The sequence below is a fragment of the Clavibacter sp. A6099 genome (genome assembly GCF_021919125.1).
Taxonomy (GTDB): domain Bacteria; phylum Actinomycetota; class Actinomycetes; order Actinomycetales; family Microbacteriaceae; genus Clavibacter; species Clavibacter seminis.
The window spans coordinates 1,760,815-1,781,495 of sequence record NZ_CP083439.1 but is presented as its reverse complement, the minus strand read 5'-3'; the positions used below and the strand labels follow the sequence as shown (position 1 = coordinate 1,781,495).

22 protein-coding genes and 1 tRNA gene are annotated in these 20,681 nt (G+C 72.4%); 13 read left to right on the top strand and 10 right to left on the bottom strand.

Going from position 1 to position 20,681, the window contains the following annotated elements; translation table 11 throughout:
* Nucleotides 1-44: 44 nt before the first annotated feature.
* The 4 genes from KYT88_RS08440 to KYT88_RS08425 all read right to left on the bottom strand — a co-directional run bounded on the left by KYT88_RS08440 (nt 45) and on the right by KYT88_RS08425 (nt 2,275).
* Complete coding sequence (locus KYT88_RS08440) at nt 45-239, bottom strand: hypothetical protein (protein ID WP_043586880.1); 195 nt, start codon at nt 237-239, stop codon at nt 45-47.
* Between the two features lie 85 nt (nt 240-324).
* Nucleotides 325-936 carry a CbiQ family ECF transporter T component gene (locus tag KYT88_RS08435; protein ID WP_043586882.1) on the bottom strand — a complete coding sequence of 204 codons (612 nt, stop codon included), beginning with the start codon at nt 934-936 and terminating at the stop codon, nt 325-327.
* The gene (locus tag KYT88_RS08430) at nt 933-1,637 is read right to left on the bottom strand and encodes an energy-coupling factor ABC transporter ATP-binding protein (RefSeq protein WP_043586884.1); all 705 of its coding nucleotides are present in this window, start codon (nt 1,635-1,637) and stop codon (nt 933-935) included. Before KYT88_RS08430 ends, KYT88_RS08435 begins: the two co-directional genes overlap by 4 nt.
* On the bottom strand, nt 1,634-2,275 hold the full coding sequence (locus KYT88_RS08425; RefSeq protein ID WP_051629373.1) for a biotin transporter BioY: 642 nt from the start codon (nt 2,273-2,275) through the stop codon (nt 1,634-1,636). The genes KYT88_RS08430 and KYT88_RS08425 overlap by 4 nt, the downstream gene beginning before the upstream one ends.
* 76 nt (nt 2,276-2,351) lie before the next feature.
* Here KYT88_RS08425 and KYT88_RS08420 point away from each other — a divergent pair, with 76 nt between their 5' ends.
* A complete protein-coding gene (locus tag KYT88_RS08420; RefSeq protein WP_051629374.1) occupies nt 2,352-2,951 on the top strand; it encodes a TetR/AcrR family transcriptional regulator C-terminal domain-containing protein in 600 nt (199 codons plus the stop codon).
* A gap of 41 nt (nt 2,952-2,992) precedes the next feature.
* Here the strand turns inward: KYT88_RS08420 and KYT88_RS08415 are convergent.
* Nucleotides 2,993-3,065: transfer RNA gene (locus KYT88_RS08415), tRNA-Val, on the bottom strand.
* Between the two features lie 92 nt (nt 3,066-3,157).
* Between KYT88_RS08415 and KYT88_RS08410 the strand changes: the two genes are divergently transcribed.
* A complete protein-coding gene (locus KYT88_RS08410) occupies nt 3,158-3,847 on the top strand; it encodes a DUF1345 domain-containing protein (protein ID WP_043586885.1) in 690 nt (229 codons plus the stop codon).
* A gap of 28 nt (nt 3,848-3,875) precedes the next feature.
* On the opposite strand, the gene KYT88_RS08405 is transcribed toward KYT88_RS08410, so the two are convergent.
* Nucleotides 3,876-4,349 (bottom strand): peroxiredoxin, encoded by a 474-nt coding sequence (locus tag KYT88_RS08405; RefSeq protein ID WP_043586887.1) that lies wholly within the window; start codon nt 4,347-4,349, stop codon nt 3,876-3,878.
* Between the two features lie 240 nt (nt 4,350-4,589).
* On the opposite strand from KYT88_RS08405, the gene aceE reads away from it, so the two are divergent.
* The 6 genes from aceE to KYT88_RS08375 all read left to right on the top strand — a co-directional run bounded on the left by aceE (nt 4,590) and on the right by KYT88_RS08375 (nt 12,289).
* Nucleotides 4,590-7,316, top strand: a complete 2,727-nt coding sequence (gene aceE, locus KYT88_RS08400; protein WP_043586889.1) for a pyruvate dehydrogenase (acetyl-transferring), homodimeric type — start codon at nt 4,590-4,592, stop codon at nt 7,314-7,316.
* A gap of 16 nt (nt 7,317-7,332) precedes the next feature.
* Nucleotides 7,333-8,607 carry a PucR family transcriptional regulator gene (locus KYT88_RS08395; RefSeq protein WP_043586891.1) on the top strand — a complete coding sequence of 425 codons (1,275 nt, stop codon included), beginning with the start codon at nt 7,333-7,335 and terminating at the stop codon, nt 8,605-8,607.
* 94 nt (nt 8,608-8,701) lie between these two features.
* On the top strand, nt 8,702-9,622 hold the full coding sequence (locus KYT88_RS08390; RefSeq protein WP_043586893.1) for an ACP S-malonyltransferase: 921 nt from the start codon (nt 8,702-8,704) through the stop codon (nt 9,620-9,622).
* A 30-nt stretch (nt 9,623-9,652) separates the two neighbouring features.
* Nucleotides 9,653-10,666, top strand: a complete 1,014-nt coding sequence (locus KYT88_RS08385) for a beta-ketoacyl-ACP synthase III (RefSeq protein ID WP_043586895.1) — start codon at nt 9,653-9,655, stop codon at nt 10,664-10,666.
* A 53-nt stretch (nt 10,667-10,719) separates the two neighbouring features.
* Entirely contained in the window at nt 10,720-10,968 is a 249-nt protein-coding gene (locus KYT88_RS08380; protein ID WP_012038305.1) for an acyl carrier protein, read from the top strand.
* 79 nt (nt 10,969-11,047) lie between these two features.
* Nucleotides 11,048-12,289, top strand: a complete 1,242-nt coding sequence (locus KYT88_RS08375; protein ID WP_043586897.1) for a beta-ketoacyl-[acyl-carrier-protein] synthase family protein — start codon at nt 11,048-11,050, stop codon at nt 12,287-12,289.
* Nucleotides 12,290-12,381: 92 nt separating this feature from the next.
* Here the strand turns inward: KYT88_RS08375 and KYT88_RS08370 are convergent, their stop codons facing one another.
* Nucleotides 12,382-12,900, bottom strand: coding sequence for a DUF3145 domain-containing protein (locus tag KYT88_RS08370; RefSeq protein WP_043586899.1), 519 nt, complete (start codon nt 12,898-12,900; stop codon nt 12,382-12,384).
* Between the two features lie 264 nt (nt 12,901-13,164).
* Here KYT88_RS08370 and KYT88_RS08365 point away from each other — a divergent pair, with 264 nt between their 5' ends.
* Nucleotides 13,165-13,767, top strand: coding sequence for a PadR family transcriptional regulator (locus tag KYT88_RS08365; RefSeq protein ID WP_043586902.1), 603 nt, complete (start codon nt 13,165-13,167; stop codon nt 13,765-13,767).
* 1 nt (nt 13,768) lies between these two features.
* Here the strand turns inward: KYT88_RS08365 and KYT88_RS08360 are convergent, their stop codons facing one another.
* Nucleotides 13,769-14,620 carry a DUF1684 domain-containing protein gene (locus KYT88_RS08360; RefSeq protein WP_043586904.1) on the bottom strand — a complete coding sequence of 284 codons (852 nt, stop codon included), beginning with the start codon at nt 14,618-14,620 and terminating at the stop codon, nt 13,769-13,771.
* A gap of 96 nt (nt 14,621-14,716) precedes the next feature.
* Here KYT88_RS08360 and KYT88_RS08355 point away from each other — a divergent pair, with 96 nt between their 5' ends.
* On the top strand, nt 14,717-14,902 hold the full coding sequence (locus KYT88_RS08355) for a hypothetical protein (protein ID WP_043586906.1): 186 nt from the start codon (nt 14,717-14,719) through the stop codon (nt 14,900-14,902).
* A 66-nt stretch (nt 14,903-14,968) separates the two neighbouring features.
* Here the strand turns inward: KYT88_RS08355 and KYT88_RS08350 are convergent, their stop codons facing one another.
* Nucleotides 14,969-16,639, bottom strand: a complete 1,671-nt coding sequence (locus KYT88_RS08350; RefSeq protein ID WP_043586908.1) for a bifunctional 3'-5' exonuclease/DNA polymerase — start codon at nt 16,637-16,639, stop codon at nt 14,969-14,971.
* Between the two features lie 258 nt (nt 16,640-16,897).
* Here KYT88_RS08350 and KYT88_RS08345 point away from each other — a divergent pair, with 258 nt between their 5' ends.
* From KYT88_RS08345 to KYT88_RS08335, 3 genes are all read left to right on the top strand, one after another.
* Complete coding sequence (locus KYT88_RS08345; protein ID WP_012038298.1) at nt 16,898-17,101, top strand: cold-shock protein; 204 nt, start codon at nt 16,898-16,900, stop codon at nt 17,099-17,101.
* A gap of 117 nt (nt 17,102-17,218) precedes the next feature.
* Nucleotides 17,219-17,506 carry a hypothetical protein gene (locus KYT88_RS08340; RefSeq protein WP_043586910.1) on the top strand — a complete coding sequence of 96 codons (288 nt, stop codon included), beginning with the start codon at nt 17,219-17,221 and terminating at the stop codon, nt 17,504-17,506.
* A 145-nt stretch (nt 17,507-17,651) separates the two neighbouring features.
* Entirely contained in the window at nt 17,652-19,217 is a 1,566-nt protein-coding gene (locus tag KYT88_RS08335) for a sugar transferase (RefSeq protein WP_043586912.1), read from the top strand.
* A gap of 12 nt (nt 19,218-19,229) precedes the next feature.
* Here KYT88_RS08335 and KYT88_RS08330 read toward each other — a convergent pair whose 3' ends face one another.
* Nucleotides 19,230-20,654, bottom strand: a complete 1,425-nt coding sequence (locus tag KYT88_RS08330) for an oligosaccharide flippase family protein (protein WP_043586914.1) — start codon at nt 20,652-20,654, stop codon at nt 19,230-19,232.
* Nucleotides 20,655-20,681: the final 27 nt, after the last annotated feature.

The window sequence follows — 20,681 nt, the reverse complement described above, 5'->3', positions numbered from 1 at the left end:
CGTAACGAAGGGGCGACCGCGGCCCGTCACCGGGCGCCCGCGCATCAGGCTCGGCGCGAGCTGCGGCGGGTCCGTCCGTCGCCGCGCGACGCGTCGGGCGCGACTCCGGGTGACGGCACGAGCGGCTCCAGCGGCCAGAGGCTCCGCTGGGCGGATCCGCGATGGGCGCTGGACCCGTGCGTCGCGGCGTCGACGACCGACCAGGCGGCGGCGTCGTCGTCGGCCGTGTCGGAGCTCATGGGTGGATGCTAGCGCGACGCGCCCGCGGCGACGCGGCCCGCGCGGCCCGTGGACATCGCGATCCGCGCGTCGCCGCCTCGGCCGTCACTTGACACCGCGCGCGGTGAGCGCATCGCCGAGCTGATCCGCGTGCTTGAGGGCGAGGACGAGGAAGGGCACGACGAACGTCCGGAGGCCGGGCCGCGCGCCGCGCGCCCGCTGCGCCTCGCGGACGTCGGCGGCCAGGCGTCCGAGGACCGGGACGGTGCCGGCCGTCACCGTCAGGAGCAGCGAGATCCGCTCCGTGTCGACGCCGAACCTCCGGAGGGGGCGCAGGCCGCGCTCGATGCTGTCGAGGAGCGCGGTCATCGAGGTCGTGAGGACGAGCAGGCCGGCGATGGCGATCGCCGCCGTGACGCGGGCCGTGTTCGCCACCGCGGGCTCCGGCCCGAGCAGCACGAGCTGGCTGACGAGGGTGAACAGCATCACCCAGCGGACGGACCGCACCTGGCCGGCGAGCCGGCGGAGGCCCAGGAGGCCGTCGCCCAGCTGCGCGGCGGCGTAGGCGAGGACCGCCGCGGCGACCGCGGTGCCCGCGCCCCACCACGTCGATGGCAGGAGCGAGACCCCGAGCACGACGACCATGAGCGCGACCAGCTCGGGTCCCGCGGGCATCCGCTCGAGGCGGCCGGGACGTCGCGGCTCGGCGAGCGTCACCCGAGCATCGCCTCGTACTCGGCGATGACGTCCGCTGGCGCGCCCGTGCGGACGAGCCGGCCGCCGGCGAACAGGACGGCGGCGTCGCACCGGGCGGCGGCGGCGAGGTCGTGGGTGACGAGCACGAGCCGGTGGCCGTCCTCGAAGAGATGGTCCGCGACCCGCCGGGCGTTCCGGGCGTCGAGGTACGCCGTCGGCTCGTCGGCGATGACGAGCTCCGGCCGCCGGACGAACGCCCCCGCGAGCGCGAGCAGCTGCTTCTGGCCGCCGGAGAGCTCGTGCGACGAGCGGTCGGCGAGGTGCTGGATGCCGAATCGGCGGAGGCACTCGGCGACGCGTGCGTCCGACTCTGCACGGGACAGACGCTCCGGCCGCAGGGAGAACGCGACGTCCTCGGCGACGGTCGGCATGACGATCTGCGCGTCCGGGTTGCTGAACACCAGGGCCACGCGTCGCCTCAGCTCGCGGGATCCGCGGTCCGGGTCGACGCCCAGCACCCGCAGCTCCCCCGACGTCCGCCCGACGAGCCCCCCGACCAGTCGCGCGAAGGTGCTCTTGCCCGACCCGTTCTCCCCGATCACGGCGACCGTGCGCGCATCCATCTCGAGCGTGACGGCGCGGAGGGCGTCGACGTCGCCGAGGCGCACGCCGACGTCGGCGAGACGCAGGGCCGGCGCGTTCGGCACGTCCCCCTGGCTCATCTGGTGGTCGCCGCCGCGTCGTCCTGCCGTGCCGTCGTCCAGCCGGACGGCCGACGGAACGCGCGCGGGTAGCCGCGCACCAGCGTCATCACGATGGCGGTGGCGATCGCCGCCTTGATCAGGTCGCCGGGGAGGAAGACGAGGCTGGTGTAGGCGGTCTGGGCCAGCGGCAGGCGCGTCACGAGGCTCTGCACGGGGATCCCGACGGCGTAGACGACGGCGATCCCGCCGACCGCCATGGCCACGGCGGTGCGCCACACGGTGGGCCGCCGGCCGCCGAGGTGGACGATGCACCCGACCGCTGCGGCTCCGAGGATCCAGCCCGCCAGGTAGCCGGCGGAGGGTCCGAGGAAGACGCCGATGCCGCCTGTCCCGCCGGAGAGCAACGGCAGCCCCACGGCGACGAGCGCGAGGAGGACGGCCAGGGCGAGGGCGCCGAGGCGGGCCCCGAGCACGGCGCCCGCGAGCATCACGCCGAGCGTCTGCGCGGTGATGGGGACGCCCCCGATCACGCTGATGCTGCCCGGGAGGCCGAGCACCGCGACGACGGCGGCGAGCACGGCGACCCGCGCCAGGTCGGTTGCGTCCAGGCGCCCGCCACGGTCGGCTCTCAGGGGCAGGGAGCGGGACGGGGTCATGGGCTTCCTCCTGCGGATGCGACGGGCAAGTACCTGAACGATGTTCACCTGAACGGCGTTCACTATAGTGGGGGCCATGGTGCGGGCGCATGCGGCGGGGCGGCACAGCCGCGACGACGTCGCCCGCACGGCCCTCCGGATCCTGGACGAGCATGGCCTCCCGGACTTCACGATGCGCCGCCTCGGCGCCGCCCTCGACGTGCAGCCGAGCGCCCTCTACTGGCACTTCCCGGACAAGCAGAGCCTCCTCGCCGAGCTCGCCGACCGGATCGTCGCCGAGGCCGAGGCCGAGGATGACGCCGAGATCGCGGCTGACCGGCGCGCCGACTGGCAGGAGCGGGTCCGGCACGCCGCGGTGGTGCTCCGCGCGGCGCTCCTCGCCCATCGAGACGGCGCGGAGGTCGTGGCCAGCACCACCGCCATGGGGCTCGGCGCGACGGCGGCGCGCCGCTCGCTCTCCGCGGCCGTCGCCGCAGGCGGGTTCGGGGAGGCCGACTGCGCCCGCGCGGCATCGGCGCTCCTGCATTTCGTGCTCGGCCACGTGGCGCACGAGCAGCAGCGCATCCAGCTCGATCGGATCGGCCTGCTGCCCGGCCACGCCCACGACGAGGATCCCGCCCGTGACTTCGCCTTCGGCATCGACCTGCTGGTGCGGGGCCTCGCGGCCCTCGCCTGATCTCGCGCCGCGGGGTCCTCGGAGGTGCAGCGTTCGCGCGGTGGGCCCTGCCGGGATCGAACCGACGACATCCACGGTGTAAACGTGGCGCTCTACCAACTGAGCTAAGGGCCCTCAACGCCCGGTCGTGGAGCGCCCCGCCATGCTAGCCGACCGCCTCGGCGCGTCCCGGCCGTGCCGCGGGCGCGGGCCGTAGCCTCTCCCCCGTGCCCATCCACCCCTCCCGTCGGACGGTCGCGGAGCCGCGCTGGCCCGCCGCCGTCGGGCTCGTCGTCGCCGTCGTCCTCTACGCGATCGCGCCGACCGCGGTCCCGACCGGCGTCCGCGTCGCGGTGGTGGCGATCGCCGTCGCCCTGCTCGTGCCGCTGGTCGCGCTCAACCCGCGGAGGTTCACCCGCGAGACCCCGTGGTCCCGCGGTCTCGGGGTCGGGCTCGGCGGTCTGCTGGTGGTCGCCAACCAGGTGAGCCTCGTCGTCCTGGTCGTCGCGCTCGTCGACGCCTCGGAGGCGGGGCCCGAGCTGCTCCTCACGGCCCTGCAGGTGTGGGGGACCAACGTGCTCGCGTTCGCGATCGTCTACTGGGAGCTCGATCGCGGCGGGCCGGTGGCCCGCAGGATCCACGCGCGCGCCGCTCTCGCGCCCGCCGACTTCCGCTTCCCGCAGGACGAGGACTCCGGCGCCGTGTCCGAGGTCGCCCGACGGTCGTCGGAGCACGCCGACTGGGTCCCGGGATTCGTCGACTACGCGTACTTCTCGCTGACGAACTCGATGGCGTACAGCCCCACGGACGTCATGCCGCTGTCCCACCGGGCCAAGGCGCTCATGGCGCTGGAGGCCTTCGCCGGCTTCGTGATCCTCGCGCTGGTGATCGCCCGCGCGGTGAACATCCTGAGCTGACGACCGTGGCCCGGGCGCCCGCGAGGGATCAGGCCGGGACGAGCGCCAGGTCCCGGATGGCGGTGCGGTACGCCTCGAGTTCACGCGCCTCACCGGGCGCCGTGATGAAGCTGCCGCGGATGATGCCGCGCGTGTCGATGAGGAAGGTCGCCCGGTTCGCGAAGCCCTTCTCGTCGAGGAACACCCCGTACTCCTTGGCCACCTGGCCGTGGGGCCAGAAGTCGGCGAGGAGCTGGAAGTCGATGCCCTGCTGCTGGGCCCACGCGCGCAGCGTGTGCTTGCTGTCGACGCTGATGCCGATGAGCTCCACGCGGCTGTCGGCGAAGAGGCCGAGGTTCTCCTCGAGCTGGCACATCTCGCCGGTGCACGTGCCGGAGAAGGCGAGGGGGAAGAAGACTAGGGCGACCGCGCGGTGTCCGCGGTACTCGCTCAACCGGACGCGCTCGCCGAACTGGTTGGCGAGCTCGAAGTCGGGAGCCTGTGTGTCGTTGGCCAGGGCCATGGGGTGCGGATCCTTCCGTGCCGGCAGATGTCCCCTGTCTGGCACGAGGATCCACACTACGCCCGCGATCCGCGAAGTCCAGCGCCACGCGGTCATGGAGGGCCGGCGGGACGCGCCGCCCGCCGTCCGTGACCGTCGGCCGTCATGGGTAGGCTGGCCCTCGGCGTACGCGCGGTCTCGCACCCTTCGAGCCCCGTGGCACCGAAGACGATGTCTGCACACCACAGGAAGAGGTCGAGGGTGACTGTCAACGACCAGGATCCGTACTCGGTGAACCACACCGACCAGGATCCGGAAGAGACCGCCGAATGGAACGAGTCGCTCGACGGGCTCGTGGAGACGCAGGGCCGGGGGCGCGCGCGCGACGTCATGCTCAGCCTCCTGAAGCGCTCCAAGGAGCTGCACCTGGGTGTGCCGATGGTCCCGACCACGGACTACATCAACACCATCGCGCCGGAGAACGAGCCCGACTTCCCCGGTGACGAGGACCTCGAGCGCCGCTACCGCGCATGGATCCGCTGGAACGCGGCCGTCACCGTGCACCGGGCCCAGCGTCCCGGCATCGCGGTCGGCGGGCACATCGCCACCTACGCGTCCTCGGCCGCGCTCTACGAGGTCGGCTACAACCACTTCTTCCGCGGTCAGGACCACCCCGGCGGCGGCGACCAGGTCTTCGTGCAGGGTCACGCCTCCCCCGGCACCTACGCCCGCGCCTTCCTCGAGGGACGCCTGAGCGAGCACCAGCTCGACGGCTTCCGCCAGGAGAAGAGCCACTCGGGCGGAGGGCTCTCCTCGTACCCGCACCCGCGTCTCATGCCGGAGTTCTGGCAGTTCCCGACGGTATCGATGGGCCTCGGCCCCATCAACGCGATCTACCAGGCGCAGGCGAACAAGTACCTCACCAACCGCGGCATCAAGGACGCATCCGACCAGCAGGTCTGGGCGTTCCTGGGCGACGGCGAGATGGATGAGGTGGAGAGCCGCGGCCAGCTCCAGGTGGCGGCGAACGAGAAGCTCGACAACCTGAACTTCGTCATCAACTGCAACCTGCAGCGCCTCGACGGACCCGTCCGCGGCAACGGCAAGATCATCCAGGAGCTGGAGAGCTTCTTCCGCGGCGCCGGCTGGAACGTCATCAAGGTGGTCTGGGGCCGCGAGTGGGACGACCTCCTCGCCCGCGACACCGAGGGCGCGCTCCTCGACCTCATGAACCGCACGCCGGACGGCGACTACCAGACCTACAAGGCCGAGAGCGGCGCCTACATCCGCGAGAACTTCTTCGGGCGCGACGAGCGCACCGCGAAGCTCGTCGAGGGCTACACCGACGACCAGATCTGGAACCTCAAGCGCGGCGGCCACGACTACCGCAAGGTGTACGCGGCGTTCAAGGCGGCCAGCGAGCACACGGGCCAGCCCACGGTGATCCTCGCGAAGACCGTCAAGGGCTACGGGCTCGGCCCGAGCTTCGAGGGCCGCAACGCGACCCACCAGATGAAGAAGCTCACGCTCGACAACCTCAAGCAGTTCCGCGACGAGATGCGCGTGCCGATCACGGACGCGCAGCTCGAGGCGGACCCGTACCTGCCGCCGTACTATCACCCCGGCCAGGACGACGAGGCCATCAAGTACATGCAGGAGCGCCGCCGCGCGCTCGGCGGGTACTCGCCCGAGCGCCGCACGAAGCACACGGCCATCACGCTCCCGGACGACTCGGCGTACCGCATCTCCAAGAAGGGCTCGGGCACGCAGGAGATCGCCACCACCATGGCGTTCGTCCGGCTCCTGAAGGACCTCATCCGCTCCAAGGACTTCGGCAACCGCGTCGTCCCGATCATCCCCGACGAGGCCCGCACGTTCGGCATCGACGCCTTCTTCCCGACGGCGAAGATCTACAACCCGAACGGCCAGCACTACACGTCGGTCGACCGCGAGCTGCTCCTCTCCTACAAGGAGAGCCCGCAGGGCCAGATCGTGCACGTCGGCATCAACGAGGCGGGCGCCCTGGCGGCGTTCACGAACCTCGGCACCACGTACTCGACGCAGGGCGAGCCGCTCATCCCCATCTACGTCTTCTACTCGATGTTCGGGTTCCAGCGCACGGGCGACGCGATCTGGGCTGCTGGCGACCAGATGGCCCGCGGCTTCCTCATCGGCGCGACCGCGGGACGCACCACGCTCACGGGCGAGGGACTCCAGCACGCCGACGGCCACTCGCTCGTCCTGTCGCAGACGAACCCGGCGATCGTGTCGTACGACCCGGCGTACGCGTACGAGATCGGCCACATCGTGCGGTCCGGCCTCGAGCGCATGTACGGCGGCGAGCACGAGGACCCGGACGTCATGTACTACCTCACGGTGTACAACGAGCCGATCATCCACCCGAGCGAGCCCGAGGGCGTGGACGTGGACGGCATCGTCCGCGGCGTCTACAAGCTCAAGGACGGCTGGGTCGACGGACCCAAGGCGCAGCTCATGGCCTCCGGCGTGGCCGTCCCGTGGGCCCTCGAGGCGCAGCAGCTGCTGGCCGACGACTGGGGCGTGTCCGCCGACGTGTGGTCCGTCACCTCGTGGGGCGAGCTCCGCCGCGACGGCCTCGCCGCCGAGGAGCACAACATGCTCCACCCGCACTCCGAGACCCGGGTCCCGTACCTGGAGGAGAAGCTGCGTCATGCCGAGGGCCCGTTCGTCGCGGTCACGGACTTCTCGCACGCGGTCCCCGACCAGATCCGGCAGTTCGTCCCCGGCGACTACTCGACGCTCGGCGCCGACGGCTTCGGCTTCTCGGACACGCGTCCGGCGGCCCGCCGCTTCTTCGCCATCGACGGACCGTCGATGGTGGTGAAGACGCTGCAGCGCCTGGCGAAGCAGGGGAAGGTCGACCAGGACGCGCCGAAGTGGGCGATCGACAAGTACCGCCTGCTCGACGTCAACGCCGGCACGACCGGATCGGCGGGCGGCGAGGCGTGAGCTGCGCCGACCTGACGTGACACCGAGCGACCGGCACGACACCGACGTGGAGACCGGGGAGACGAAGGCGGAGACGCTGACGTGGCTCCGGTCCCTGTCGGGCGAGCTCGCGAGCGCGACGCTCAAGCGGCTGGAGGACACGCTGCCCTGGTACGGCGACATGCCGCCGGGGCGGCGATCCGCCGTGGGGCTCGTGGCCCAGGCCGGCATCACCTCCTTCATCCACTGGTACGACGATCCGGACTCGACGCCCTGGATCGCCGCCGACGTCTTCGGTGCCGCGCCGCGCGAGCTGCTCCGCTCCGTGAGCCTCCAGCAGACGCTGCAGCTCATCCGCGTGACCGTGGAGGTCGTCGAGGACCGCGTCCGCGACCGGCACCGCACGGTGCGCGACGCGATCCTGCTGTACTCGCGGGAGATCGCGTTCGCGGCCGCCGACGTCTACGCCCGGGCCGCGGAGGCCCGCGGGCTCTGGGACGCCCGGCTCGAGGCGCTCGTCGTCGACAGCATCCTGTCCGGCGAGTACGACGACGAGCTGCCGTCGCGCATCGCCGCCCTCGGCTGGCACGGGCACGGGGAGGTCTCCGTCCTCGTGGGCACGGCTCCCGCGGTGCTCGACGTCGACCAGCTGCGTCGCACCGCACGCCACCTCGAGGCCGACGTGCTCATCGGCGTGCAGGGCAGCCGGCTCGTACTCGTCATCGGACGCGCGTCCCCCGCGGTCGTCGACCCGGAGGCCGCCGCGCCGGAGGCTCCCCCGGTCTCCTTCCTCGAGATCGCGACGCAGCTCGAGCCCGGGTTCGGGGCGGGACACCTCGTGCTGGGCCACGAGGTCCCCAGCCTCGTCGAGGCGTCGCGGAGCGCACGGGCGGCCCTCGCGGGCTTCGCCGTCGCGCGGTCGTGGCGGAACGCCCCTCGGCCGACGCTCGCCGACGACCTGCTCCCGGAGCGCGCCCTGGCCGGCGACCCGCTCGCGCGCTCCACCCTCATCAACCGGATCTACAAGCCGCTGCAGGCGCACTCCACCGAGCTGCTCGCGACGCTCTGGTGCTACCTCGACACCGGCCGCTCGCTCGAGGCGACCGCGCGGGAGCTGTTCGTGCACCCCAACACGGTCCGCTACCGCCTCAAGCGCGTGTCCGACGTGATCGGGTGGGATGCGACAGGGGCGCGCGAGGCGCTCATCCTGCAGGCCGCGCTCATCATCGGCAGCATCGCCGAGGCGGGCACGACGGTCCCCAAGCAGCAGGGGTCGGGCCGCGCCCGCCCCAAGCGCCAGGCGGCGCGGTGACGCACACGGCGTGTGGCATCGACACAATGTCGCGGCGGATCCTCTGTCGGATGTCGACTCCGATGCACCTCGCAGCGGACGGGAGGATGGACGGATGATCATCGTCGTCTGCCCCGGCCAGGGCTCCCAGAAGCCGGGCTTCCTCTCGTCCTGGCTAGAGCACCCCGAGCACGCGCGGCGGTTGGGCGAGCTCGGTGACGCGGCGGGCCTCGACCTCGTGACCCACGGCACGACGTCCGACGCGGACACCATCCGCGACACCGCCGTCGCGCAGCCGCTCATCGTGGCCGCCGGGATCGTCGCCCTGCATGCGCTCCTCGCGGATGGCCGCGACGCCTACGTCGCCGGCATCGCGGGACATTCGGTCGGCGAGATCACCGCCGCCGCGGGTGCCGGAATCCTCACGGACGACGAGGCCATGCGCGTCGTGCGCACCCGAGGCGACGCGATGGCGGAGGCCGCCGCGATCACCCGCACGGGGATGAGCGCCGTCGTCGGCGGGGACCAGGACGCCGTCCTCGCGCGGCTCGCCGAGCTCGACCTCGAGCCCGCCAACTTCAACGGCGGCGGCCAGATCGTCGTCGCCGGAGCGCCCGACGCCCTCGCGGCGCTCCAGGCCGAGCCCCTCCGCGGGACGCGCGTCATCCCGCTCCAGGTCGCCGGCGCGTTCCACACGCACCACATGGCGCCCGCGGTCGACGCCCTGCGCGCCGCCGTCGCGCCGCTCGAACCCCGCGACCCGCGCTTCCCCGTCTGGACGAACCGGGACGGGAGTCGCGTCGAGTCCGGCGCCGACTACCTCGACCTCATCGTGGGCCAGGTCGCGAGCCCCGTGCGCTGGGACCTCTGCATGGAGGCGTTCGCCGCCGCGGGCGTCACGGGCCTCATCGAGGTCGCCCCCGCCGGCGCGCTCACCGGCCTGGCCAAGCGCGGCCTCAAGGGCCTGCCCACGCTGGCGCTCTCCACGCCCGACGACCTCCCGGCGGCGATCGACATGCTCGACGCGCACGCCTGATCCGGCCTCACCGACAACGAACAGGCACCCATGACCGACCAGCCCCGCCCCACCATCCGGACCGCGCCCGTGGCCGAGCGCTTCACCCGCATCTGGGGCCTCGGCGCCGCCCGCGGCGAGCTCGACGTCCCGAACGACGACCTCGTCGGCCCGATCGACTCCTCGGACGAGTGGATCCGCCAGCGGACGGGCATCATCACCCGGAAGCGCGCGGGGGCCGACGTCGACGCGGTCGACCTCGCGACCATGGCGTCGCTCGAGGCCATCGCGAAGGCCGGCATCCGTCCGGAGCAGATCGGCATCGTCCTCGTCAGCACCGTGAGCAACACCGTGCAGACGCCGTCGATGGCCGCGCTCCTGGCCGACCGCATCGGCGCCAACCCCGCGCCGGCCTACGACATCTCCGCCGCCTGCGCCGGGTACACCTACGGCATCGCGCAGGCCGACTCCTTCATCCGGTCGGGCCTCGCCGAGTACGTCCTCGTCGTGGGCGCGGAGAAGCTGTCCGACATCGTCGACCCCACCGACCGCTCCATCTCGTTCCTGCTCGGCGACGGCGCAGGCGCCGCGATCGTCGGCCCGAGCGACACCCCCGGCATCTCGCCGACCGTGTGGGGCTCGGACGGCTCGAACTGGGACGCGGTCGGCATGACCGGCACCCTCAAGAGCATGCGCGACGGATCCGCGTGGCCCACCCTCCGCCAGGACGGCCAGAAGGTCTTCCGCTGGGCCGTGTGGGAGATGGTCAAGGTCGCCAAGGAGGCGCTCGACCGCGCGGGCGTCGCCCCGGAGCAGCTCGCCGCCTTCATCCCCCACCAGGCCAACATGCGCATCGTCGACGAGTTCGCGAAGCAGCTCGGCCTCCCCGAGTCCGTCGCCATCGCGCGCGACATCGCCACCACGGGCAACACATCCGCCGCGTCGATCCCGCTCGCCACCCACCGCCTGCTCGAGGAGGACCCGTCGCTCTCGGGCGGCCTCGCCCTGCAGATCGGCTTCGGCGCGGGACTCGTCTTCGGCGCGCAGGTCGTCGTCCTGCCCTGAGCCCCACCGCCCCATAAGCTGTTCCGGTCATCACGAACCACGAGGAGATACACATGGCACTGTCCACCGAAGAAGTCCTGGCCGGCCTGGCCGAGCTCGTCAACGACGAGACCGGGATCGCCACCGACACCGTCGAGATGGACAAGTCGTTCACCGACGACCTGGACATCGACTCGATCTCGATGATGACGATCGTCGTCAACGCCGAGGAGAAGTTCGACGTCAAGATCCCCGACGAGGAAGTCAAGAACCTCAAGACCGTCGGCGACGCGGTCACCTTCATCACCAACGCGCAGTCCTGACCGCGCGGAGCATGGCCGGTCCCGATCACGGGGCCGGCCATCTCCCTCCCCTGTTCCCGACGTCGAGGAGACGCCACGCATGACCACCCCCAAGAAGATCGTCGTCACCGGCATCGGCGCGACGTCTCCGCTCGGCGGCACCGCCGAGGACACCTGGCAGGCGCTCCTCCGCGGCGAGTCGGGCATCAGCACCCTCGAGCAGGACTGGGTCGCCAAGTGGGAGATCCCCGTCACCTTCGCCGGACAGGCGAAGGTGCCGTCCTCCGAGGTCATGCAGCGCATCGAGACCAAGCGCCTCGACCCGTCGAGCCAGTTCGCGCTCACGGCCGCGCGTGAGGCGTGGGCCGACGCGGGATCCCCCGAGGTCGACCCGCTGCGCTTCGCCGTGGACTGGGCGACCGGCATCGGCGGCGTGTGGACGCTCCTCGACGCCTGGGACACCCTCCGCGAGAAGGGGCCCCGCCGGGTCCTGCCCATGACGGTCCCGATGCTCATGCCCAACGGCCCCGCGGCCGCGGTCGGCATGGACCTCGGGGCGCGCGCCGGCATCCAGACCGTCGTCTCCGCATGCGCCTCCAGCACCGAGTCGATCGCCAGCGCGTACGAGCACCTCCAGGCGGGACGTGCGGACATCATCGTCGCGGGCGGATCCGAGGCCTCCATCCACCCGCTGCCCATCGCGTCGTTCGCCGCGATGCAGGCGCTCTCCAAGCGCAACGACGACCCGCAGCGCGCGTCGCGTCCCTACGACATCGCGCGCGACGGCTTCGTGCTCGGCGAGGGCGGCGCCGCCCTCGTGCTCGAGACCGAGGAGCACGCGAAGGCACGCGGCGCCCGCATCTACGCCGAGCTCGTGGGCGGCGCGGTCACGAGCGACGCGTTCCACATCACGGCCCCGGACCCCGAGGGCACGGCCGCGGCGCGCGCCATGATCCAGAGCATCGAGGGTGCCGGCTACTCGCGTTCCGACGTGTCGCACATCAACGTGCACGCGACGAGCACGCCCGTCGGCGACATCGCCGAGTACAAGGCCCTCGAGCGCGTCTTCGGCGAGGCCGTGCACGGGATCCCGGTGAGCGCCACGAAGGCGTCGACGGGCCATCTTCTCGGGGGAGCGGGCGCCATCGAGGCGGTCTTCACCGTGAAGGCGCTGGCGGAGCGCACCGCTCCCCCGACGATCAACCTCACGGAGCAGGACCCCGACATCCCGCTCGACGTGGTGACGTCGCCCCGGTCGCTGGGTGACGGCGACCTGCTCGCGATCAGCAACTCGTTCGGCTTCGGCGGGCACAACGCGGTCATCGCGTTCCGCAGCGTCTAGCCACGAGCACGACGAGAGGCCCCGACCGGATGGTCGGGGCCTCTCGTCGTGGGGCGGGCGGGGAGGAGCCGCGCGCCGGATGCTGCTCTCGGTCAGCCGACCTTGTGCAGCCAGACGACCGGGCTGAAGTCGCTCGCGTGGCGGAAGGCCTCGAGCTCATCGTCCCAGGCCTGGCCCATGGCGAGGCGCAGCTCGCGGTGGAGCTCCAGCGTGTTGGATCCCGCGACGTCGAGGGCGTAGCGGATGCGGTCCTCGGGGATGACGGTGTTGCCGGCCGTGTCGGTCTGGGCGAAGAAGACGCCGAGGTCGGGGGTGTGCATCCACCGACCGCCGTCGCGGCCGGGGCCGGCGTCCTCGGTTACCTCGTAGCGGAGGTGCTCCCAGCCGCGGAGGCCGCTGGCGATCGACGCACCCGATCCTTCCGGGCCCTCCCAGTAGTACTCCGCGCGCATGGCGCCCTTCAGCACCGGCTGCGGATCCCACGTGAAGTTGACGGCGTGACCCAGCGCACGACCGGCGGCCCATTCGACATGGGGGCAGAGCGCGCGAGGGGAGGAGTGCACGTAGAGCACTCCTCGAGCCGGTCTTGAGTTGGCGACGGGTGCTTCCATGGGTCTCCTCCATCCGATCAGATGCGTCTTCCCCAACGATCTGCGTGCGATGGACGAGCTCCACACCTGCCGGTGCGGCCGGCGCGAGCGCCGACGGGTCCCATCATGGCGGGTGATCCTGTGCGCGGGCAACATGCTGGTCACGACGCGCCGCAGCGGGTCGCCCAGCGCGCTCACGCGGCTGCGGCGGGTCCGACCGGGATGCATGCCGGGAATGCCTATGCTCCAGGTGTCGGCCCGCCGTGGCCGGGAGACGGGGCGGGCATGTCGGTGCGGCACGCGCTCCTCGCGATCCTCACGGAGGGCACCTGCTACGGCTACCAGCTGCGGACGGAGTTCTCACGACGGACGGGCACCTCAGCGCCCCTCAACGTCGGCCAGATCTACAACACCCTCGACCGGCTGGAGCGCGACGGCATGGTCGTCAAGGGCGCCACGGACGAGGCGGGTCACGTGCCGTACACGATCACCCGGGCCGGGGACGCGGAGGTCGAGGCGTGGCTGGCGTCGACCGTCGGCCCCGTCGGGGCTCGCGACGAGCTGCTGGTGAAGGTCACCCTCGCGCTCTCGCTCCCCTCGGGCGACGCCCTCGAGGTCGTGCGGGCCCAGCGGGACGGCTCGCTGACCGAAGCGGCCGAGCTCGCGCGGATCCGCTCGGAGCTCGAGGCGGACGACGGCGAGGACACGATCGCGCGCCTGCTGGCGGTGGAGGCGCAGGAGGCGCATGTGGCCGCCCGGCTGACGTTCCTCGACGCGGCCGAGCGGCGCATCGAGGACGCGCGCGCGACGGGGGCGCGACCCGCCGGACTCGCCGCGGCGCCCCGCCGAGGACGTCCCGCGCGCCACCCGGGCGGATCCGCGCGCTGACCTAGTGCAGGAGGCCGCCGCCCTTCGCGAGCACGTTCTTCTCCCCCGCCTCGATGGCCACGGCGAATCGGTTCTGCTTGGGCGGCATCGGGCAGTTGAAGTTGTAGCTGAAGGCGCACGGGGGCAGGTAGGCGCGGTTGAAGTCGAGCGTGATCGTGCCGTCAGGCGACGGCGCGACCATGAGGAAGCGGCCCACGCCGTACGTGGACTCGCCGCTCGTGGCGTCCGAGAAGACCAGCAGGAGCGCCCGGCCCTCGCGGAAGGCGGCCAGCGAGTAGTCGACGCCGTCCTTGGTGAACGTGATCTCGCCGGGCACGACCTTGTCCTTGGTGGCGCCGTCGTCCTTGAGGTGCTCGAAGCCCATCGCGCGGCCGCCCTCGATGGGCGTGAAGTCGGCCGTGACGACCCACTCCTCGGAGTACGGGAAGGCGTCGATGCCGCCGAAGTCGCGGATCGCGTCGGATTGCGCGTCCCAGACGCGGAGAGCGTAGGTCCCCTCCTCGCTCGCGATGACGAACGCCGACACGGTCTCGCTGGCGACGACGGAGGACGGCTGCGGGTCGTCGCGGCCGCGCACGATCGCGTCGCCGTCGACGAGGACGCCGTCGACGTGCAGACCGTCCGCCGCGGTCGCGCGCACCCGGAGGCCGGAGACGCCCGGCTCGAGCGGCGACCAGATGCCCGGGATGCCGTAGACGGGCTGCGGCGCGGCGTCATGGGAGATCCACTGCGTGTTGACGAGGGCCAGGTTGCCCTGGGGCAGGACCACCATCTGCTCGCGTCGCGAGCGGTAGACGGCGAGCACCTCCGCCGGGTCGGTGGGAGCGGGGGCGGCGGTGGCGGGATCGGTCATGGACCCATCCTCGCGGCCAGCGGGGCGCCGGCCAAGTCGGGAGCGCGTCCGGCGGGCGGGGTTCCCCGTGGCGCACCGCGAGCGTACGGTCGGGGCATGAGCACAGATCACGAGAGCACCTCGACCGACGACGACGGCACGACGACGCACACCGAGGAGCACGTCGAGACCTCCACCTCGGTCACGACCGAGAGCGGCTCGGACGGATCCACCCCGGACGGGTCGGGCAGCAACACGGGCGAGGGCGACGACCACTCGGGCGACGTCGCCTCCGGCGGCTGATCCTCCCCACCTGCGAGCGACGCCCGGCCCCATCAGGGGCCGGGCGTCGTCACGTCCGGGGTCGGCTCACTTCGCCTGCGCGTAGTCGTCGACCACCGCGATCGTGACGGGGAAGTCGACGGGCGCGTCGCCGAACAGCAGGCGGCCGGCCTCCGCGGCGGCCTCGGACACGGCCACGCGGACCTCGTCGACGCGGTCGTCGGGCGCGTGCACCATCACCTCGTCGTGGAGGAAGAAGACGAGGTGCGGGCGGGATCCGGGCCGCTCCATCGCGGCGAGTCGGCGCCGGAGCCCGGCGAGCCAGCAGAGCGCCCACTCGGCGGCGCTGCCCTGGACGACGAAGTTGCGGGTGAACCGGCCCTGGTCGCGGGCCGACGTGCGCGCGCGGGCGGCATCCGCGCCGGACGCCTCGCCCGCACGGCCGATCTGCTGCACGTCGACCCACGCGTCGCCCGGCGGCGGCGAGGACCTGCCGAGCCGCGTGCTCACGACGGCGCCGCTCTCGCCCGCCCGCGCCGCGCGCTCCACGTAGCCGGTGGCGCGCGGGTAGGCCCGGACGAGCCGCGGCATCAGGCGACCGCTCTCGCCGGAGGTGGCGCCGTACATGGCGCCGAGCATCGCGACCTTGGCGTGCGCGCGGGTGTCCACTACGCCGGCGTCGACGAGGCCCTGGTAGAGGTCGGTGCCGCGACCCGCGTCGGCCATGGCGCGGTCCTCCGCCAGCGCGGCGAGCACGCGCGGCTCGAGCTGGGCGGCGTCGGCCACCACGAGCCGCCAGCCGGGATCCGCGCGGACGGCGGACCGGATCTGCCGCGGCAGCTGCAGCGCACCGCCGCCGCTGGCGGCCCAGCGCCCCGTGACCACGCCGCCCGGGACGTACTCGGGATGGAAGCGGCCATCGCGGATCCACGTCTCCATCCAGGTCCATCCGTTGGCCGTGAGCAGGCGGGAGAGCTTCTTGTGCTCCAGCAGCGGCGCGATGACGGGGTGGTCGATCTCCTGCAGCTCCCACTGCCGGGTGCTCGCGGCGTCGATGCCGGCGCGGCGGAGCGCGCGGAGCACGTCGGGCGGGCTGTCGACGTTGAGGTCAGGCGCTCGGAGGATCTCCCGGATGCGCGCCGCGAGTCGCAGGAGCGCGGGAGGCGCTCCGCCGTGCGCGGGCCGTCCGCCGAGCAGGTCGACCAGGAGCGCGTCGTGGACGGCCGTGTCCCAGGGCAGCCCGTCGGCGGACATCTCCGCAGCCACGAGGGCACCCGCCGACTCCGCCGCGAGCAGGAGGCGCAGGCGGCCGGGCTCGGCGCTCGCCGCGACCGCCTCGAGCTGGAGACGGAGCTCGGCGACCAGCTCGTCCGGCGAGCGCCCGTCCGACGTGTCGAGGTCGTCGAAGAGCGTGGCGGACGCGGACGGCTCCCGCTCGGACGGAGCCGGCCGGTCCCAGGGGCCGGCGGGCAGCCGCGCGAGCTCGCTGTCCGCGGTCTGCGTCGAGAGCCGGAGGATCGCGTGGCAGAGCCGGAGGTCGTGGCACCGTGCGACGCGCACGCCCGCGGCGATGAGGATCCGGGCCCACGCCGCGGTGTCGTCCCAGACCCAGCGCGGGGAGGGGGCGGCCCGCTCGCGGGCGGCTGCCACCGAGGGGAACTCGGCGGAGGGGACGTCGCGGGTCCCCGTGACGGTCCCGGTCGCGTCGAGGTCGATCAGCCGGACGCCGGAGGGCGTCCGTGCGACCAGGATGTGCATGACCCCATCATCCCGCGCACGTCCGACGTCGGATCGCCGGCCGGGCTCCCCGCCGCTCCCCCACATGGCGTCACGGAGGGAAACACCCGACGGGAATGTGCGCGCATCCCCCGCTGGCGCGGTTTCACCCGCTAGGGTTGGTCACAAGTCGTCAGGTCCTCACGATCCGCCCGGTCCGCCGGAGGGGTCACGAGGGGCAGGCGACCCGCGGTCCCGGGTCCCGGGATCGATGCATCTCTTTTTGAAGGAAATTTCGTCATGGCAACAGGCACCGTCAAGTGGTTCAACGCTGAAAAGGGCTTCGGCTTCATCGCTCCCGACAACGGAACCGCGGATGTGTTCGCTCACTACTCCGCGATCGCGACGGGCGGCTACAAGTCGCTCGACGAGAACCAGAAGGTCGAGTTCGAGGTCGCCCAGGGCCCCAAGGGTCCCCAGGCTGAGAACATCCGCCCGCTCTAATGCCACCCGCTCGCCACTGGTGAGCGCAGCACGCTGAGCTTCCGAGAACGGCTCCGACCATGTGGTCGGAGCCGTTCTCCATTTAACGTGACGTCCGCGCGTGCGCGACCATGGACCGTGCCCTCCTATCGCATCACCATGACCGTCGGCGCGCTGCGCCCCGGCGCCGATCCCGCCGCCGTCCTCCCCGCGGCCGCCGATGAGGCCGCCCGCATCGCCACCCTGGAGGCGAACGACATCCAGGTCGTCCGCGGCGAGCCCCGGCTCACGGTCCGGTTCACCGCCGACGACGACGAGGCGGCCGAGCGCATCGCGGGCGCGGTCCGCGCACGTGCGGCCGGGCTCGTCGAGATCCCGCGGGCGAGCATCATGCGTCGCGACGGAGGCGCTTGGACCCGGATCTGATCCGCCCAGCCCCCTGCTGTCCCCCGACGGTCCCTCCAAGCGGCCCGTCATGGACCTGCCGCCGAGCATCGACGGCAACGCCTGTAGTCTCGATCCCAAGAGCCGACGGTGCCTCAGGGGGACGCACCATCGGCTTGGGGGGACGATGATCGAACAGAAGACCACGCACGACACGGCAGCACGGGAGACCGGCGCACGTCGGCGCATCACGGACAGGTCCGCGAAGGGCCTGCGCGCCGACGCCGGGCCGCTCACCGAGGCGGACGGCCTCAGGGCCCACGACTGGCGACGCACCTACGCGCTCGGGCTCGTCGTCACGGATCTCCTCGTCCTCATCTGGGTGGTCTTCGGCGTCCAGATCGCGTGGTTCGGGTTCGAGACCTCCGACGTCGCCTTCAACGGCGACTACGAGGGCGTCGCCGTGAGCTACTCGCTCATCTCGCTCGTCATCATCGCGAGCTGGATGGTGGCGCTCGGCCTGTACGGCACCCGCGGGTACCGCGTGCTGGGCACGGGGCCGCAGGAGTACCGGCTGATCCTCGACGCCACCGTCCGGCTGTTCGGGCTGCTCGCCATAGTGGCCTTCCTGGGTCGCATCGACTTCGCCCGCGGCTACATCATCATCGCGCTGCCGCTCGGGCTCGTGACCCTCGTGCTCAGCCGGTGGATGTGGCGGCAGTGGCTGAACGTGCAGCGCGCCAGGGGCCGTTACTCGTCCCGCGTGCTGCTGATCGGATCCGAGGCGTCGACGGGCTTCCTGGCCCGCGAGCTCGCGCGCCAGCCCTACGCCGGCTACCACGTGGTCGGGGCATGCGTCCCCTCGGGCGTCATCGCGGCGACGCTGCCGGGCACCGGCATCCCCGTGCTCGGCAAGCTCGACGACCTGCAGGCCGCCATGCGCGCGGTCGACGCGGACACCATCGTCATCGCCAGCAACGACGAGCTGTCGCCGGAGCGGATCCGCGAGCTCAGCTGGTCGCTGGAGCCCGGTCGCCAGCACCTCGTGGTCGCGCCGAGCCTCACCGACATCGGCGGTCCCCGCATCCACACCCGGCCCGTCGCGGGCCTCCCTCTCATCCACGTGGAGACGCCGCGCTACGAGGGCACCAAGCTCTTCGCCAAGCGGGCGTTCGACATCGTCGCGAGCACCCTGATCCTCGTGGTCGCCTCCCCGCTGTTCCTCGCGATCTCCATCACCATCCGGCTGAGCACGCCGGGACCCGTCCTCTTCCGCCAGGAGCGCGTGGGCATCAACGGGCGCCCGTTCCAGATGCTGAAGTTCCGCACGATGGTGACGGACGCGGAGGCGCGTCTGCTGGAGCTCGAGAAGCAGTCGCGGGACGCGGGCAACTCCGTGCTCTTCAAGATGAAGGACGACCCCCGGGTCACGCCGATAGGCCGGTTCCTCCGCCGCTACAGCCTCGACGAGCTGATGCAGCTCGTGAACGTCCTCAACGGCAGCATGTCGCTCGTGGGGCCGCGCCCGCCGCTGGCCCGAGAGGTGGAGGCCTACGAGACGAAGGTGCACAGGCGCTTCCTCGTGAAGCCGGGCATCACGGGGCTCTGGCAGGTGAGCGGCCGGTCGAACCTCTCGTGGGAGGACAGCGTCCGGCTCGACCTCTACTACGTGGAGAACTGGTCGATCGTGGGCGACCTCGTCATCCTGTGGAAGACGGCGAAGGCCGTGCTGGCGCGCGAGGGGGCCTACTGAGCGGGACCGCGCTCAGGACGCGCGCCGCCGCCGGCGCATGATGACGGCGAACGCGAGGACCGCGATGAGGCCGCCCATGCCGAGGTCGAGGACGGTCTCGGCGAGGCTCGACTCGACGAGCTCGCCGACCACGATGCAGACGAGGGCGGTGAGACCGCCCAGCCCGATCGCCATCGGCAGCAGGCGCGCCAGGAACAGGCGACGGGGCACGGCGCCGAGCATGCACCACGCGGTGATGGTGATGGCCGGCGAGACGATGAACGAGTTGATCACGAGCACGCCCGCGAGCCCTCCGGTGAGCGCACCGACGACCACACCCGCGAGCACGGTGTAGTTGAGGACCGCGTCCACCGTCAGCGCCCGCGAGTGGTGACCGGCGACGAGGGCCCAGCGGGCGGGGATCGCGACGATCATCGACGCCGCGAGTCCCCAGGACAGCGGCATGAGCGCGCCGGCCGTGCGCCATTCGTCGCCCAGCAGCACCTGCACGAGGTGCGGGCCGCTGAGGGAGATCGCGAGCGCGAACGGCACGCCGACGGCGATCACGACCGCGGCGAGGCGCCGGAGCTGGTCGTCGGCGCGGCCGGCCAGCCGTGCCACCGCGAGGTCGCGGATGGCCATGGGATTGAGCGCCTGCTGCGCCTGCTGGAGGGGCCCGATGAGGAACGAGTACGCGCGCGAGTACTGCGCGAGGGCGACCGGACCGAGCAGGATGCTGACGAGCAGGTTGTCCCCGTTGCGGGCGGCGAAGCCCGCGAGCTGGCTCTGGTACGTGCCGTGCATCGACGTGTAGAGCTGACGCGCGGCCGGGCGGACGGGGACGCGGGCCGGCAGGTCGGCCCGTCCGCGCCGGATCCACGCGGCCTCGAACGCCAGCCAGCGCACCGCCGCGATGACGAGCTGGCTGCTCGCGGCAGCCCACAGGCTGTCCGTGAGGACGAGGGCGCCGATCGCGACGACGTTGCCGACGAGCACGCTCGAGAGGTCGACGAGCGAGACGTAGCGGAGCTGCCGGGCCGCGATGAGGAAGGCGCGGGGCGTCATGGACGCCATCGTGACGGGCAGCGCGGCGCAGAGGACGATCCACATCGCGTCGGCGTCGAGGGATGTGCCGACCACGAGCGCGACGGCGGCCGTGAGCGCCGCGGCGGCCGCGGCGACGACCACGGCCATGCGGCGCCAGGTTCGCGCGGATTCGAGGTAGCCGGGGGTGTGCGTGAGCACGGCCTGCGGGACGCAGATGTCGAACAGGACCGCGACGCACGCCGTGACGGTGAGGGCGAGGAAGTAGACGCCGTAGTCGGAGGGGCCCAGGAGCCGGGCGGCGAGCGTCGCGGCGACGAGGCCGACGGCGGCGATGATGGCCTGCGCGGCGAGCGGCCACACCGAGGAGTCGCGGCTCCGGGCGCCCCGGGCCGCGCGGTCGTCGACGCTCATCGCGCGCTCGGCCGGGTGGCGGCGCGG

What these genes read in the sequence shown, in the direction of transcription:
- KYT88_RS08440 (WP_043586880.1), bottom strand. Translation starts at nt 239, where the DNA reads ATGAGCTCCGACACGGCCGACGACGACGCCGCCGCCTGGTCGGTCGTC.
- KYT88_RS08430 (WP_043586884.1), bottom strand. Translation starts at nt 1,637, where the DNA reads ATGAGCCAGGGGGACGTGCCGAACGCGCCGGCCCTGCGTCTCGCCGAC.
- KYT88_RS08425 (WP_051629373.1), bottom strand. Translation starts at nt 2,275, where the DNA reads ATGACCCCGTCCCGCTCCCTGCCCCTGAGAGCCGACCGTGGCGGGCGC.
- KYT88_RS08420 (WP_051629374.1), top strand. Translation starts at nt 2,352, where the DNA reads ATGGTGCGGGCGCATGCGGCGGGGCGGCACAGCCGCGACGACGTCGCC.
- KYT88_RS08405 (WP_043586887.1), bottom strand. Translation starts at nt 4,349, where the DNA reads ATGGCCCTGGCCAACGACACACAGGCTCCCGACTTCGAGCTCGCCAAC.
- KYT88_RS08390 (WP_043586893.1), top strand. Translation starts at nt 8,702, where the DNA reads ATGATCATCGTCGTCTGCCCCGGCCAGGGCTCCCAGAAGCCGGGCTTC.
- KYT88_RS08385 (WP_043586895.1), top strand. Translation starts at nt 9,653, where the DNA reads ATGACCGACCAGCCCCGCCCCACCATCCGGACCGCGCCCGTGGCCGAG.
- KYT88_RS08380 (WP_012038305.1), top strand. Translation starts at nt 10,720, where the DNA reads ATGGCACTGTCCACCGAAGAAGTCCTGGCCGGCCTGGCCGAGCTCGTC.
- KYT88_RS08375 (WP_043586897.1), top strand. Translation starts at nt 11,048, where the DNA reads ATGACCACCCCCAAGAAGATCGTCGTCACCGGCATCGGCGCGACGTCT.
- KYT88_RS08370 (WP_043586899.1), bottom strand. Translation starts at nt 12,900, where the DNA reads ATGGAAGCACCCGTCGCCAACTCAAGACCGGCTCGAGGAGTGCTCTAC.
- KYT88_RS08365 (WP_043586902.1), top strand. Translation starts at nt 13,165, where the DNA reads ATGTCGGTGCGGCACGCGCTCCTCGCGATCCTCACGGAGGGCACCTGC.
- KYT88_RS08360 (WP_043586904.1), bottom strand. Translation starts at nt 14,620, where the DNA reads ATGACCGATCCCGCCACCGCCGCCCCCGCTCCCACCGACCCGGCGGAG.
- KYT88_RS08355 (WP_043586906.1), top strand. Translation starts at nt 14,717, where the DNA reads ATGAGCACAGATCACGAGAGCACCTCGACCGACGACGACGGCACGACG.
- KYT88_RS08350 (WP_043586908.1), bottom strand. Translation starts at nt 16,639, where the DNA reads ATGCACATCCTGGTCGCACGGACGCCCTCCGGCGTCCGGCTGATCGAC.
- KYT88_RS08345 (WP_012038298.1), top strand. Translation starts at nt 16,898, where the DNA reads ATGGCAACAGGCACCGTCAAGTGGTTCAACGCTGAAAAGGGCTTCGGC.
- KYT88_RS08335 (WP_043586912.1), top strand. Translation starts at nt 17,652, where the DNA reads ATGATCGAACAGAAGACCACGCACGACACGGCAGCACGGGAGACCGGC.
- KYT88_RS08330 (WP_043586914.1), bottom strand. Translation starts at nt 20,654, where the DNA reads ATGAGCGTCGACGACCGCGCGGCCCGGGGCGCCCGGAGCCGCGACTCC.